This window comes from Stenotrophomonas aracearum (assembly GCF_031834615.1).
Taxonomy (GTDB): Bacteria; Pseudomonadota; Gammaproteobacteria; order Xanthomonadales; family Xanthomonadaceae; genus Stenotrophomonas; species Stenotrophomonas aracearum.
Window position 1 is genome coordinate 3,635,380 of the sequence record NZ_CP115543.1, and the last position, 14,032, is coordinate 3,649,411.

Below are 14,032 nucleotides of genomic sequence, written 5' to 3' on the forward strand. Positions count from 1 at the left end.
GTGACCGGCCATCTCGCTCGCCATCGCCATTCGCGACAACGATATCCACGGATAACATACACAGGAAAATTGCGGGAAAAATCCAATTTTTCTCGAAATTTTCCCTGTAATTTAGAACTTTTCGCGCGCATGGTTCTGCAGATCCGCAGGCCGCACTCTCAATCATCTCGAGTAGGCGCGTATGCTCACGGCATGGCCATATCGAAATTTACCAGGAGGAAGTCGACAGCCAAGTCGCAGGACGGCTGGCGCATTCCCATGACTCCCGTAGAACTTTTCACCCTCAGCGATGAAGAGCGAATCCGAAGAATGTACGACATGACGCCGGAACTTGCGTTGTCGATCATGCAGGACGCTGGACTTCTTACCAAGTCCGGAAAATTGAAGCGCTGTTATAGATGAATCAAGGCCACCTGCAGGTCGGGTATCACGGCTGCGATATTACTGTCAGGGACGGCCTGGTCTCGGGAACGCTGATACCGGAGCCGAGCAACAACCAGCACGACTGGCTGGGACCCGGCTTCTATCTTTTTGAAGGAGACGCAGACCGGGCGCTGGCATTTGCCGAAGCAGCTGCCAGCGAACCGTTTCGCAGGTTCACGGCAAGACCCATTGCAACGCCGGCGGTGGTCGGTTGTAAGGCGCAGAGATCGCACCCAGCTCTGGATTCGATAGAGACAGCCATATCCAGATTGCTTTAAGAGATCTTGGCTGTATCAAAGGTTGGTTCCTGCCACCTGGCGTGAGGCAGCTTTCCGAAGGCGAATTGAGCGATGCCAAGGTCGCATTGTCTGCAATGCGAGCGGCCAATCCGAAGGTTCGGCGTCGTTGAGGCACCTCGCACGATTCTGGCCTCGAGGCGGATGGGTGGCGGCATTTCGCCCGCCACCCAGTGATCCGCGTTACTCCACCGTGACGCTCTTGGCCAGGTTACGCGGCTTGTCCACGTCCGTACCGCGTGCCAGCGCGGTGTGGTACGCCAGCAGCTGCACCGGGATGGTGTGCACCACCGGGCTGAGCACGCCAGCGTGGCGCGGGGTACGGATCACATGCACACCTTCCGACTCCACAAAGTGGCTGTCCTGGTCGGCGAACACGAACAATTCGCCGCCACGTGCACGCACTTCCTGCATGTTGGACTTCACCTTCTCCAGCAGGCTGTCGTTGGGCGCGATCACCACCACCGGCATGTCTTCGTCCACCAGCGCCAGCGGACCGTGCTTGAGCTCGCCAGCCGGATAGGCCTCTGCATGGATGTAGGTGATTTCCTTGAGCTTGAGCGCACCTTCCAGTGCGATCGGGTAATGCAGGCCACGGCCGAGGAACAGCGCGCTGTTCTTGCGCGCGAAACGCTCGGCCCACGCCGCGATCTGCGGCTCCATGTTCAGCGCATGCTGCACGCTGCCCGGCAGGAAGCGCAGCTGTTCCAGGTACTCCGCTTCCTGCGCGGCATCGATGCGACCGTGCAGCTTGCCCAGCACCACGGTCAGCTGGAACAGCGCCGCGAGCTGGGTGGTGAAGGCCTTGGTCGAGGCCACGCCGATTTCCGCACCGGCGCGCGTGTAGCAGACCAGCTCGCTGGCGCGCGGGATCGCGCTTTCGGGCACGTTGCAGATCGACAGCGTGTGCAGGTGGCCCAGCGACTTGGCGTATTTCAGCGCCTCCATCGTGTCCAGGGTTTCGCCGGACTGGGAGATGGTGACGATCAGGTGCTTCGGATTGGCGTAGGCGGCGCGGTAGCGGTACTCGCTGGCAATCTCCACGCTGCAGGGCAGCCCGGCGATGGCTTCGATCCAGTAACGCGCGGTCAGGCCGGCGTAGTAGCTGGTGCCGCAGGCGATGATCTGCACGCCTTCGATGCCGGCCAGCACGCCCTCGGCGTTCTTTCCAAACAGCTCGGCCGGGAAACCACCGGCGTCGATCGCCGCTTCGATGGTGTCGCCCAGCGCGCGCGGCTGCTCGTGGATCTCCTTCTGCATGAAGTGGCGGTACGGGCCCAGCTCCAGCGAGGCCAGCGACACGTCGGACTGGTGCACGCCACGGTCCACCGGCAGGTTGTGCTCGTCATACACCTGCACGCCGTCGCGGCGGATGTCGGCGGTGTCGCCCTCCTCCAGGAAGATCACGTTGCGGGTGGCCGAGATCACGGCCGACACGTCGGACGCAACGAAGTTCTCGCCCTCGCCCAGGCCAACCAGCAGCGGGCAGCCCATCCGCGCGCAGACGAAGTGGTCCGGTTCGGCACGGCTCATCACCGCCAGCGCGTACGCGCCGGTCAGTTCCTTCACCGTGCGCTGCAACGCCGAGAGCAGGCTGTCGCCGTTCTTCAGGTTGTAATGCATCAGGTGGGCGATGACTTCGGTGTCGGTCTGCGACTCGAACACGTAGCCCAGGCCGCGCAGGCGCTCACGCTGCGCTTCGTGGTTTTCGATGATGCCGTTGTGCACCAGTGCCACGCCGTGGCTGGTGTGCGGGTGGGCATTGGCTTCGGTGACCCCGCCATGGGTGGCCCAGCGGGTGTGGCCGATGCCCAGGGTGGCGTCGAAGCCTTCGGCGGCCGCGGCCTTCTCCATCTCGGCCACGCGGCCGGTGCGGCGCACCCGGCGCACGTCCGGCTGGGCCTGGGTCCGGTCCAGCACGGCGATGCCGGACGAATCGTAACCGCGGTATTCCAGGCGCTTGAGACCCTCGATCAGTACCGGCACCACATCGCGATCTGCGATCGCTCCCACAATCCCGCACATAGATTCAGATCCCTGCTGTCGATGCCCCATTCTAGCGTGGGCACTGCCGGCACCCCGCCGCTGTCCGCTTAACAAAAGTGTCCGGCACAGTGTCCGCGGACACCCGGACGCGCCTGTCCCGCTCGTAAGTGGCTGTTTAACAAGGCGCGGAAGTTGGCACGCGGTGTGCTTGGTATACCGCAACTACCGCAACCCAACCGCGACCGAGCCGATGATCCGCGACACTTCTGCCCAGGACCAGACCTTCTCCACCCCGGCCACGGCGGCACCGTGGAAGCGCTGGCTGTGGCCGGGCATCGCCGCCCTGGTCGTGGTGCTGGCGATCGGCTTCGCCGCCCGCGCCTGGCTGGGGGCCAGCCGTTCCTTCGACAGCGCCCGCGTCCGCATCGCCGAGGTCAAGAAAGGCGACCTGGTCCGCGACCTCGCCGCCGACGGCAAGGTGATCGCTGCCAACAGCCCGGTGCTGTACGCCATCTCCGCCGGTACCGTGGACCTGAAAGTAGTCGCCGGTGACGTGGTGAAGAAGGACCAGGAGTTGGCGGTGATCGACAGCCCCGAACTGCGCAGCAAGCTGGCCCAGGAACAGGCCACTCTGGCCGGCCTGGAAGCCGAAGCCAGCCGGTCGCTGCTCGACGCCACCCTGGCCCGCGCCAAGGCCAGCAAGGAAACCGACCAGGCCAACATCGAGCGCCAGGCCGCCGAGCGCGACCTGCAGCGCTACCAGCGCGGCTACGACGGCGGCGCGGTGCCGCAGATCGACCTGGCCAAGGCCAACGACACCCTGAAGAAGGCCGACATCTCCCTGGCCAACGCCCAGACCGACGCCCGCCTGCAGGGCCAGGGCGCCGACCTGGACGCGCGCAACAAGCGCCTGCTGGCCGACCGCCAGCGCGCGGTGGTGGACGAAGTGCAGCGCCAGGTGGACGCGCTGACCCTGCGCGCGCCGTTCGACGGCCAGGTTGGCCAGGTCCAGGCCACCCAGCACACCCAGGTGGCCGCCAACGCGCCGATCCTGGGCGTGGTCGACCTGTCGCGCTTCGAAATCGAGATCAAGGTGCCGGAAAGCTTCGCCCGCGACCTGTCGCTGGGCATCCCGGCGCAGCTCACCAGCGGCAGCGGCCAGCCATTCGCCGGCGAGATCAGCGCGGTGTCGCCCGAAGTGGTGGCCGGCGAGGTCAATGCCCGCATCCGCTTTACCGACAAGCAGCCGCAGGGCCTGCGCCAGAGCCAGCGCATGCAGGCCCGGGTGGTGCTCGACACCCGTCGCAACGTGATCAAGGTCGAACGCGGCCCGTTCGTGGAACAGGGCAACGGCCAGGCCTATGTCATGGATGGCAGCACCGCGGTGCGCCGTCCGGTCCAGCTGGGCGTCAGCAGCCTGGGCGAAGTGGAAATCCTCTCTGGCCTGCAACCCGGCGATCGGGTCGTGGTCTCCGGCAGCGATCTGTTCGGCGACGCCGAACGCGTGTCCATCAACTGATCCACCCTACCCATACAAGGAATACAGCCATGCTTGAGATGCGCTCGGTCGCCAAGGTGTTCCGCACCGAACAGGTGGAAACCCATGCCCTGCGGTCGCTGGACCTGCACGTTCGCGAAGGCGAGTTCGTTGCCGTCACCGGTCCGTCCGGTTCGGGCAAGACCACCTTCCTGAACATCGCCGGCCTGCTGGAGACCTTCACCAGCGGCACCTACCTGCTCGACGGGCAGGACGTGAGCAAGCTCGGCGACGACGCCCGCAGCCGGCTGCGCAACCAGAAGATCGGCTTCATCTTCCAGGGCTTCAACCTGATTTCCGACCTCAACCTGTTCGACAACGTGGACGTACCGCTGCGCTACCGCGGCATGTCCGCCAGCGAGCGCAAACAGCGCATCGAACACGCACTGCAGCAGGTCGGCCTGGGCTCGCGCATGAAGCATTACCCGTCCGAGCTCTCCGGCGGCCAGCAGCAGCGCGCGGCGATCGCGCGTGCGCTGGCCGGCAGCCCGCGCCTGCTGCTGGCCGACGAACCGACCGGCAACCTGGACACCCAGATGGCACGCGGGGTGATGGAACTGCTTGAAGAGATCAACGCCGCCGGCACCACCATCGTCATGGTCACCCATGATCCGGAACTGGCCGCGCGTGCCCAGCGCAACGTGCACATCGTCGACGGCCAGGCCACCGACCTGGTGCGCGAACCGGTGCTGGCCACCCCGCGCGTTGCCGTTGCCACCGTCAACGACTGAGGCCGCCACCATGCTCGCCTACTACTTCCGACTGGCCCTGCGCAGCTTCCGGCGCAACAAGGTGCTCACCGCGCTGATGGTGACCGCGATCGCGCTCGGCATCGGCGCCTCGATGACCACCCTCACCGTGTTCCATGTGCTCTCCGGCGATCCCATCCCGCAGAAGAGCGACCGCCTGTTCAACGTGCAGGTCGACCCGCGCCCGATGATCGGCTACCAGCCAAGCGAGGAGCCCGAAGAACAGGTGACCCGCTACGACGGCGAAACCCTGCTGCGCGAAAAGAAGGCCAAGCACCAGGTGCTGATGACCGGCGGTGGCGTCACCGTGGAGCCGGACACCAGCACTCTGCGCCCGTTCGACACCGACGCGCGTTATACCTCCACCGACTTCTTCGCCATGTTCGACACGCCGTTCCAGTTCGGCCAGGGCTGGAAGGCCGACCAGGATGAAGGCCGTGGTCGGGTTGCGGTGATCTCCAAGGCGCTGAACGACAAGCTGTTCAACGGCCAGAACAGCGTGGGCCGCCCGCTGCGCATGGACGGGCACACCTTCAACATCGTCGGCGTGCTCAAGGAGTGGAACCCGAACCCGCACTTCTACGACCTGGAAACCGGCCGCTACGGCGACAGCGAAGACATCTTCGTTCCGGTCTCCACCGCGCTGGACCTCAAGTTCGGCCGCAACGGCAACATGAACTGCTGGGACAACGCCAACGGCGAGGAAACCGCGCTCAACGCGCCGTGCACGTGGATGCAGTACTGGGTGGAGCTGGCCTCGCCGTCCGACGCCGCCGATTACCGCGCGTACCTGGAAAACTACTCGGCGCAGCAGAAGGCGGCCGGCCGCTTCCAGCGTCCGTCGAACGTGCGCCTGCGCAACGTGATGGAGTGGCTGGACTTCCAGCAGGTGGTGCCCAGCGACGTGCGCCTGCAGCTGTGGCTGGCCCTGGGCTTCCTGGCGGTCTGCCTGATCAACACGGTAGGCCTGCTGCTCGCGAAGTTCCTGCGCCGCAGTGGCGAGATCGGCGTACGTCGCGCACTCGGCGCCAGCCGTGGGCAGATCTTCCTGCAGTCGTTGGTGGAAGCCGGCACGGTCGGCCTGGCCGGCGGTGTAATGGGCCTGGGGCTGGCGATGCTCGGCCTGTACGCGGTGCGCCAGCAGCCGGTGGACTACGCCAAGCTCGCCACCCTGGACGGCAAGATGCTGCTGCTCACCTTCGGCCTGACCCTGGCCGCCAGCCTGCTGGCGGGCTTCCTGCCGGCGCTGCGCGCCATGCAGGTCACCCCCGCCATCCAACTCAAATCGCAGTAAGGATCCGGAGCACATCATGGATATCCGACCCATCCTGACCACGCTGCGCCGGCACAAGACTGCCGCCGCCCTCATCGTGCTGGAGATCGCGCTGACCTGCGCGATCGTCTGCAACGCGCTGTTCCTGATCGGCCAGCGCCTGGAGAAGATCAACCAACCCAGCGGCATTGCCGAACAGGAGCTGCTGGAAGTGCGCCTGGGCGGCATCGGCACCCAGGTCAACGCCACCGCCCGTACCCGCGAAGACCTGGCCGCGCTGCGGGCCATTCCCGGGGTCAAGAACGCGGTGCCGATCAACCAGCTCCCGTTCCGCCGCAACTCCTGGAACACCAGCCTGTCGCTGATCCCCGACCAGGAGCGGCCGAACTTCAACGCCGCGCAGTTCTTCGCCAGCGAAGGCACGCTCGATACGATGGGCCTGCAACTGATCGCCGGCCGCGACTTCGAAGGCGATGAGTTCGCCAACCTGGAAGACGTGGAGAAGGACGCCACCATCGAACAGCGCGGCTCGGCGGTGATCCTGAGCAGCAAGGCCGCGACAAAGCTGTTCCCGGACGGCCAGGCGGTGGGCAAGACCATCTACAGCGGCCGCATGCCGCTGCGCATCGTCGGCGTGGTGAAGGAACTGGCGCGCCCGGTCACGGTGGAGTCCGACACCGGCTACTCGATGATCCTGCCGGTGCGGGTCAACTACGATATGGGCCTGTACCTGATCCGGGTCACCGACGCCGCGCGCCGCCAGGAAGTGCTGGCTGCTGCAGTGTCCGCGCTGGAAAAGGTCGACACCAACCGCATGGTGCGCGCCAAGCTCACCTATGAAGAGCAGCGCACCAAGTACTTCCAGAACGACCGGGCGATGGTCGGCCTGCTGATCACGGTGTGCGTGGCGCTGCTGGTGGTCACCGCGCTGGGCATCGTCGGCCTGGCCAGCTTCTGGGTGCAGCAGCGTACCAAGCAGATCGGCATCCGCCGTGCGCTGGGTGCCACCCGCGGCCAGATCCTGCGCTACTTCCAGACCGAGAACTTCCTGCTGGCCACGGTCGGCATCGTGCTCGGCATGCTGCTGGCGTACTCGATCAACCTCTGGCTGATGAGCGCCTACGAACTGCCGCGCATGCCGATCGCCTACCTGCCCATCGGTGCGGTCCTGCTGTGGCTGCTGGGCCAGGTCGCGGTGTTCGGGCCCGCCCACCGCGCAGCGGCGGTGCCGCCTGCCGTCGCCACCCGGAGCGCCTGACATGGGCGCTCCCCTCCTCCGCGCCGCCTTGCTCGGGCTGGCACTGCTCTCCACCACCGCCTGCGCGGAAAGCAGCCGCAGCGAATCCTCGCGCATGGACTGGCGCCAGGACGGCGCACGGCTGACCGTGGAATCCGCACAGGGCGTAGTCACCATCGTCGCAGCGTCGCCCACGGCGCGCTTCGGCGTGCAGGCGGGCGACCAGGTCCTGCGCGTGGACGGCGTGCCGGTGCAGCGCGTGGACGATCTGACCGCCGCGCTCAGCAGCAGCGACAAGGTCACGGTGCCCGTCACCGTGCGCCGGTCCGGACGGGTCGAGGTGGTCAGCGTGCCGACCGCCGCGTGGCGGGCCGTGCAGCCGCCACCGCCGCCGGCGCCCCCTGCGCCTCCGGCGCCCCCGTCACGGCCGTAAGCCCGGATCCGGCCCCACCCTGCCGGTGGGGCCGGCGCTCGGGTACTCTCTGCCTACTTTCCGGTCTCCTGCTGCCGCATGCCTTCGATCCTGATCATTGACGACAACGCCAGCGTGGCCACGGCACTGGACGTGCTGTTCTCGCTGCACGACATCGAGGCGCTGCACGCGCTGTCGCCCGAGGCCGGGCTGGCGGTGCTGGAACAACAGCCGATCGACCTGGTGATCCAGGACATGAACTTCACCGAGGACACCACCTCCGGCGAAGAGGGCGAAGCGCTGTTCCAGCAGATCCGCGCGCGCCACCCCGACCTGCCGGTGATCCTGCTGACCGCATGGACCCACCTGAGCAGCGCGGTGGACCTGGTCAAGGCCGGTGCCGCCGACTACCTGGCCAAGCCCTGGGACGACCGCAAGCTGCTGACCACGGTCAACAACCTGCTGGAGCTCTCGGAAACCCGCCGCGAACTGGATCGCCGCCGCGCGCGCGAACAACGCGACCGGACCGCGCTGGAAACCCGTTACGACCTGCGGGGTGCGGTGGTGGCCGACCCGGCCAGCGAACGCGTGGTCAACCTGGCCTGCCAGGTCGCACGCTCGGAACTGCCGGTGCTGATCACCGGCCCGAACGGTGCCGGCAAGGAGAAGATCGCCGAGATCATCCAGGCCAATTCTCTGGTGGCCAAGGGCCCGTTCGTGGCGCTGAACTGCGGGGCCATTCCTGCTGAACTGATCGAAGCGGAGCTGTTCGGCAGCGAAGCCGGCGCCTACACCGGCGCCAACAAGGCGCGCGAAGGCAAGTTCGAAGCCGCTGACGGCGGCACCCTGTTCCTGGACGAGATCGGCAACCTCTCGCTCGGCGGCCAGATGAAACTGCTGCGCGTGCTGGAAACCGGCCGCTTCGAGCGGCTGGGCTCCAACCGCGAGCGACAGGTCAAGGTGCGCGTGATCAGCGCCACCAACGCCGACCTGCCGGCGATGATCCGCGATGGCCAGTTCCGCGAAGACCTCTACTACCGTCTCAACACCGTCGAGCTGGCGCTGCCGCCGCTGGCCGAGCGGCCCGGCGACATCCTGCCGCTGGCCGAACGTTTCCTGGCCGATGGCAAGCCGCTCTCCAGCGCGGCCGCCAGCGCGCTGCAGCGCCACGCCTGGCCGGGCAACGTGCGCGAGCTGCGCAATGTGATCCAGCGCGCCGGGCTGCTCGCCCAGGGCGCGCGCATCGAGGTGGCCGACCTCAACCTGCCGCGCGCGGCCCCTGCGCCGCGCGCGACCACGCCGGGCGCCGACCCCGACCGCAGCCGCATCGAGTCGGCGCTGTCGCACAGCCACGGCATCATCGCGCAGGCCGCCGCCGAACTCGGGCTCAGCCGGCAGGCGCTTTACCGGCGCATGGACCGCTACGGCATTCCCCGCGAATGAAGCGCACCTCGTTTACCTTCCGCCTGTTCCTGCGCCTGCTGCCGGTGCTGGCGCTGGCTGCCGCCGGGCCGTGGCTGCTGGCCTACTGGATGGACCGCGGCTGGGCGGTGGCGCTGGTGTCCACCCTCGTACTGCTCGCCCTGATGTGGTGGACGCTGCGCCGCGCCACCGCGCCGGTCCGTTCGCTTCTGCGTGCGCTGTCCGGCACCACCAGCACCTACCGCGACGGCGAGTACAACTTCAGCGTGTACTGGCCGGGCAACGACGAACTGGGCGACCTGGTGCAGGCGCACCGCGAGCTGGGCGACGTGCTGCGCGAACAACGCCAGGGGCTGGTCCAGCGCGAGCTGCTTCTGGACACGATGGTGCAGAACACGCCGGTGGCGATGCTGCTGCTGACCAATGGCGGCGACGGCGTGCAGCGCGTGGTGTTCTCCAACCTGGCCGCCCGCAAGCTGCTGCACAATGGCTGGAAGCTGGAAGGCCAGGCCATGCAGCACGTGCTGGAGACCATGCCGGTGGAACTGCGCGATGCGATCGAGCGCGGTGGCGACAGCCTGTTCGCGGTACGTGGGCCGGGCGACGAAGCCGAAGACGGCGATGAAGACGACGAACAGGTCTACCACCTGTCGCGGCGCAACTTCCATCTCAACGGTCGCCCGCACGACCTGCTGCTGATCCGCCTGCTCACCGCCGAGCTGCGCCGTCAGGAAGTGCAGACCTGGAAGAAGGTGATCCGGGTGATCAGCCATGAGCTCAACAACTCGCTGGCGCCGATCGCCTCGCTGGCGCACTCCGGTGGCGAGCTGGTGCGGCGTGGCAAGACCGAACGCCTGGAAGAGGTGTTCACCACCATCGAAGAGCGCTCACGGCACCTGGAAGGCTTCATCCGCGGCTATGCGCGCTTTGCCAAGCTGCCGCAGCCGCAGCTGCAGAACGTGCAGTGGAAGCAGTTCCTGGGCGGACTGCAGCTGCAGATTCCCTTCCGCATGGCCGAGATTCCCGACGACCTGCAGGGCCGGGTGGATATCGCCCAGCTGGGCCAGGCGCTGTTGAACCTGCTGAAGAACGCGCACGAGGCGTGCTCGGAAGCCGAGCCGCCGAACGACGACGTGGAACTGCGCCTGACCCGCCTTCCGCAGTGGCTGCGCATTGAAGTGCTGGACCGCGGCAAGGGCATGAACGAAGCGGTGCTGCAGAACGCACTGATGCCGTTCTATTCGACCAAGCGCAACGGCACCGGCCTGGGCCTGGCGCTCACCCGCGAAATCGTGGAAGCGCACGGCGGCCGCGTGTCGCTGCAGAACCGCCGCGAAGGCGGCCTGTGCGTGGCGATTTTCCTGCCGGCCTGATCGCTTATTTTTTCACCGGGCGATGCCAGCCTTCGATGGTCTGCTGGCGCGCCCGCGCAACGGTCAATTCGCCGTCCGGCGCATTCCGCGTGATCACTGAACCCGCTGCAATGGTCGCGCCCTGCCCAATCGTCACCGGCGCTACCAGCGAGCTGTTCGACCCGATGAAGGCGTTGTCGCCGATGGTGGTCTGCGACTTGTTCACGCCATCGTAGTTGCAGGTGATGGTGCCCGCGCCAATGTTGACCTTGCTGCCGATCACCGCATCGCCCAGGTAGGTGAGGTGGTTGGCCTTGCTGCCCACGCCCAGGTGGACCTTCTTGGTCTCCACGAAGTTGCCCACGTGCGAACCTTCGGCCAGCACCGTACCGGGGCGCAGCCGCGAGAACGGGCCGATGTCGGCCGCGCCTTCGCTGACCACACCTTCCAGGTCGCAGTGCGGCTTGACCACCGTGCCGGCGGCCAGCTTCACGTCCTTCAGGCGGGTGAACGGCCCGATGCTGACGCCGTCGCCAAGTTCCACGGTGCCTTCCAGGATCACGTTGACGTCGATCTGCACGTCGCGACCGACCGTCACCGAGCCACGGATGTCCACGCGCGCCGGGTCGATCACGCGCGCGCCCTGTGCGCACAGCGCACGCACCTCGCGCAGCTGCCAGGCGCGCTCCAGCTGCGACAGCTGCCACGGATCGTTGGCGCCTTCGGCTTCCTGCGCATCTGCCACGAACGCCATGTCGGCCGGTGTGTAATCGGCCGCGGCCGAGGCAAACACGTCAGTGAGGTAGTACTCGCCCTGCGCGTTGCTGTTGGACAGCTGCGACAGCCAGGTGCGCAGCGCGGTCGCGTCGGCGGTGATGATGCCGGTGTTGATGGTGCGGATCGCCAGCTGCTCTTCGCTGGCGTCCTTCTGCTCCACGATCGCGCCGACCTTGCCCTCGGCATTGCGCACGATGCGGCCATAGCCGGTGGGGTTGGCCATGTCCGCCACCAGCACCGCCAGCCGGCCCGGCTGCGAGAGCAGGTGCTGCAGGGTGTCGAGCCGGATCAGCGGCACGTCGCCGTACAGCACCAGCACCTTGGCTTCGTCGGGCACCTGCGGCATGGCCTGCTGCACGGCATGGCCGGTGCCCAGTTGCTCGCGCTGCTCGGCCCACTGCAGGTCCGGCTGGTCGGCGAAGGCGGCGCGTACCGCTTCACCGCCATGGCCGTACACCACGTGGATCGCCTGGGGCTGCAACTGCCGCGCGGTGTCGATCACATGCGCCAGCATCGGGCGGCCGGCAATCGGCTGCAGCACCTTGGGCAGGTCGGACTTCATGCGCTTTCCAGCGCCGGCGGCAAGGATGATGACGTGCAGGGCTTGGGTCATGGGGGCAGGCGTGTACGTGGTGGTATGGGAACGATTCTATGCCGGAAACAACAACGCCGGCAGAAGCCGGCGTTGAGGTGTGCAGCGGAAGCAGGAACTCAGTGCTTGAGGGTCTTGCGCAGGCGCTCCAGCGCCTGCAGCTGGACCACGGCTTCAGCCAGCTTCTGCTGGGCCTCGGCCACTTCCATCGCCTCGCCACGATTGGCCAGGATGCGCTCGGCTTCTTCCTTGGCCTTGCGGACCGCGGTTTCGTCGATGTCCTGCGCGCGGATCGCGGTGTCGGCCAGCACGGTCACGACCTGCGGCTGCACCTCGAGGATGCCGCCGGAGATGGCGAAGTCCAGTTGTTCGCCATTCGGGGTGGTGACCACCACCTTGCCCGGCTTCAGCCGGGTGATCAGCGGGGCGTGCTTGGGCGCGATGCCCAGTTCGCCGAGCTCACCCGTAGCCACGACCAGAGTCGCTTCACCACGGAAGATTTCCTGCTCGGCGCTGACGATGTCGCAACGGATGGTGCTCATGATCAGGCCTTCTCAGCCATCTTCTTGGCCTTCTCGACCGCTTCTTCGATGCTGCCGACCATGTAGAACGCCTGCTCCGGCAGGTGGTCGTATTCGCCGTCGACGATGGCCTTGAAGCCGCGGATGGTGTCCTTCAGCGACACGTACTTGCCCGGCGAGCCGGTGAACACTTCGGCCACGTGGAACGGCTGGCTGAAGAAGCGCTCGATCTTGCGCGCGCGCGACACGGCCTGCTTGTCTTCTTCGGACAGTTCGTCCATGCCCAGGATGGCGATGATGTCCTTCAGTTCCTTGTACTTCTGCAGGGTCTGCTGGACGCGCTGGGCGGTGTCGTAATGCTCGTGGCCGATGACCAGCGGGTCCATCTGGCGGCTGGTGGAATCCAGCGGATCGACCGCCGGGTAGATACCCAGCGAGGCGATCGAACGCGACAGGGTCACGGTCGAGTCAAGGTGGGCGAAGGTGGTCGCCGGCGACGGGTCGGTCAAGTCATCGGCGGGCACGTACACGGCCTGGATCGAGGTGATCGAGCCGTTCTTGGTCGAGGTGATGCGCTCCTGCAGGACGCCCATTTCCTCGGCCAGGGTCGGCTGGTAACCCACGGCCGACGGCATGCGGCCCAGCAGTGCCGACACTTCGGTACCGGCCAGGGTGTAGCGGTAGATGTTGTCGACGAACAGCAGCACGTCCTTGCCCTTGCCGTTCTCGTCCTTCTCGTCGCGGAAGTACTCGGCCATGGTCAGGCCGGTCAGTGCAACGCGCAGACGGTTGCCCGGCGGCTCGTTCATCTGGCCGTACACCATCGCGACCTTGTCCAGGACGTTGGAGTCCTTCATCTCGTGGTAGAAGTCGTTGCCCTCACGGGTACGCTCACCCACGCCGGCGAACACGGACAGACCGCTGTGCGCCTTGGCGATGTTGTTGATCAGCTCCATCATGTTGACGGTCTTGCCGACGCCGGCGCCGCCGAACAGGCCGACCTTGCCGCCCTTGGCGAACGGGCACATCAGGTCGATGACCTTGATGCCGGTTTCCAGCAGCTCAGTGGCCGGGGACTGGTCTTCGTACGACGGGGCTTCACGATGGATTTCCCAGCTGTCGCTGGCGACCACCGGGCCGGCTTCGTCGATCGGACGGCCGAGCACGTCCATGATGCGGCCCAGGGTGCCTGCACCGACCGGCACCGAGATGGCGCGGTTGGTGTTGGTGGCAACCAGGTTGCGCTTCAGGCCGTCGGTGGAGCCCAGCGCGATGCAACGGACCACGCCGTCGCCGAGCTGCTGCTGCACTTCCAGCGTGATTTCGGTGTTGTCCACCTTCAGTGCGTCATACACCTTCGGCACCGACTCGCGGGGGAATTCCACGTCGACGACGGCGCCGATGATCTGAACGATCTTGCCCTGACTCATTGCTGCATCCTCTAATTTAAATGCT

12 protein-coding genes are annotated in these 14,032 nt (G+C 66.5%); 8 read left to right on the plus strand and 4 right to left on the minus strand.

Annotation, left to right across the window (positions count from 1 at the left end; all coding sequences use genetic code 11):
- Positions 1-398 precede the first annotated feature (398 nt).
- On the plus strand, positions 399-701 hold the full coding sequence (locus PDM28_RS16375) for a hypothetical protein (protein WP_311182861.1): 303 nt from the start codon (positions 399-401) through the stop codon (positions 699-701).
- Positions 702-902: 201 nt separating this feature from the next.
- Here PDM28_RS16375 and glmS read toward each other — a convergent pair whose 3' ends face one another.
- Positions 903-2,744, minus strand: coding sequence for a glutamine--fructose-6-phosphate transaminase (isomerizing) (gene glmS / locus PDM28_RS16380; RefSeq protein WP_311182862.1), 1,842 nt, complete (start codon positions 2,742-2,744; stop codon positions 903-905).
- A 211-nt stretch (positions 2,745-2,955) separates the two neighbouring features.
- On the opposite strand from glmS, the gene PDM28_RS16385 reads away from it, so the two are divergent.
- The 7 genes from PDM28_RS16385 (at position 2,956) to PDM28_RS16415 (ending at position 10,708) form a co-directional block, all read left to right on the plus strand.
- The gene (locus PDM28_RS16385) at positions 2,956-4,224 is read left to right on the plus strand and encodes an efflux RND transporter periplasmic adaptor subunit (RefSeq protein ID WP_311184718.1); all 1,269 of its coding nucleotides are present in this window, start codon (positions 2,956-2,958) and stop codon (positions 4,222-4,224) included.
- Positions 4,225-4,253: 29 nt separating this feature from the next.
- Complete coding sequence (locus PDM28_RS16390; protein WP_102945918.1) at positions 4,254-4,973, plus strand: ABC transporter ATP-binding protein; 720 nt, start codon at positions 4,254-4,256, stop codon at positions 4,971-4,973.
- Positions 4,974-4,983: 10 nt separating this feature from the next.
- Positions 4,984-6,285, plus strand: a complete 1,302-nt coding sequence (locus PDM28_RS16395) for an ABC transporter permease (RefSeq protein WP_102945919.1) — start codon at positions 4,984-4,986, stop codon at positions 6,283-6,285.
- A gap of 16 nt (positions 6,286-6,301) precedes the next feature.
- Positions 6,302-7,522, plus strand: a complete 1,221-nt coding sequence (locus tag PDM28_RS16400; RefSeq protein WP_311182863.1) for an ABC transporter permease — start codon at positions 6,302-6,304, stop codon at positions 7,520-7,522.
- A gap of 1 nt (position 7,523) precedes the next feature.
- Positions 7,524-7,934 (plus strand): PDZ domain-containing protein, encoded by a 411-nt coding sequence (locus tag PDM28_RS16405; RefSeq protein ID WP_102945921.1) that lies wholly within the window; start codon positions 7,524-7,526, stop codon positions 7,932-7,934.
- Between the two features lie 78 nt (positions 7,935-8,012).
- Positions 8,013-9,356 (plus strand): sigma-54-dependent transcriptional regulator, encoded by a 1,344-nt coding sequence (locus tag PDM28_RS16410; RefSeq protein ID WP_311182864.1) that lies wholly within the window; start codon positions 8,013-8,015, stop codon positions 9,354-9,356.
- Positions 9,353-10,708 (plus strand): sensor histidine kinase, encoded by a 1,356-nt coding sequence (locus tag PDM28_RS16415; protein WP_311182865.1) that lies wholly within the window; start codon positions 9,353-9,355, stop codon positions 10,706-10,708. Before PDM28_RS16410 ends, PDM28_RS16415 begins: the two co-directional genes overlap by 4 nt.
- A gap of 4 nt (positions 10,709-10,712) precedes the next feature.
- Here PDM28_RS16415 and glmU read toward each other — a convergent pair whose 3' ends face one another.
- The 3 genes from glmU to atpD form a co-directional block, all read right to left on the minus strand.
- Positions 10,713-12,077 (minus strand): bifunctional UDP-N-acetylglucosamine diphosphorylase/glucosamine-1-phosphate N-acetyltransferase GlmU, encoded by a 1,365-nt coding sequence (gene glmU / locus PDM28_RS16420; RefSeq protein ID WP_311182866.1) that lies wholly within the window; start codon positions 12,075-12,077, stop codon positions 10,713-10,715.
- A gap of 98 nt (positions 12,078-12,175) precedes the next feature.
- Positions 12,176-12,598: a F0F1 ATP synthase subunit epsilon gene (locus PDM28_RS16425; RefSeq protein ID WP_070208725.1), complete on the minus strand. Its 423-nt coding sequence runs from the start codon at positions 12,596-12,598 to the stop codon at positions 12,176-12,178.
- A 2-nt stretch (positions 12,599-12,600) separates the two neighbouring features.
- Positions 12,601-14,007, minus strand: coding sequence for a F0F1 ATP synthase subunit beta (atpD, locus tag PDM28_RS16430; protein WP_102945925.1), 1,407 nt, complete (start codon positions 14,005-14,007; stop codon positions 12,601-12,603).
- Positions 14,008-14,032 lie beyond the last annotated feature (25 nt).

Bases quoted from the DNA above. Each gene is read 5' to 3' on its own strand.
- PDM28_RS16415 (WP_311182865.1), top strand. From the start codon at position 9,353: ATGAAGCGCACCTCGTTTACCTTCCGCCTGTTCCTGCGCCTGCTGCCG.
- PDM28_RS16425 (WP_070208725.1), bottom strand. From the start codon at position 12,598: ATGAGCACCATCCGTTGCGACATCGTCAGCGCCGAGCAGGAAATCTTC.
- PDM28_RS16390 (WP_102945918.1), top strand. From the start codon at position 4,254: ATGCTTGAGATGCGCTCGGTCGCCAAGGTGTTCCGCACCGAACAGGTG.
- glmS (WP_311182862.1), bottom strand. From the start codon at position 2,744: ATGTGCGGGATTGTGGGAGCGATCGCAGATCGCGATGTGGTGCCGGTA.
- PDM28_RS16395 (WP_102945919.1), top strand. From the start codon at position 4,984: ATGCTCGCCTACTACTTCCGACTGGCCCTGCGCAGCTTCCGGCGCAAC.
- PDM28_RS16410 (WP_311182864.1), top strand. From the start codon at position 8,013: ATGCCTTCGATCCTGATCATTGACGACAACGCCAGCGTGGCCACGGCA.
- atpD (WP_102945925.1), bottom strand. From the start codon at position 14,007: ATGAGTCAGGGCAAGATCGTTCAGATCATCGGCGCCGTCGTCGACGTG.
- PDM28_RS16385 (WP_311184718.1), top strand. From the start codon at position 2,956: ATGATCCGCGACACTTCTGCCCAGGACCAGACCTTCTCCACCCCGGCC.
- PDM28_RS16400 (WP_311182863.1), top strand. From the start codon at position 6,302: ATGGATATCCGACCCATCCTGACCACGCTGCGCCGGCACAAGACTGCC.
- glmU (WP_311182866.1), bottom strand. From the start codon at position 12,077: ATGACCCAAGCCCTGCACGTCATCATCCTTGCCGCCGGCGCTGGAAAG.
- PDM28_RS16405 (WP_102945921.1), top strand. From the start codon at position 7,524: ATGGGCGCTCCCCTCCTCCGCGCCGCCTTGCTCGGGCTGGCACTGCTC.
- PDM28_RS16375 (WP_311182861.1), top strand. From the start codon at position 399: ATGAATCAAGGCCACCTGCAGGTCGGGTATCACGGCTGCGATATTACT.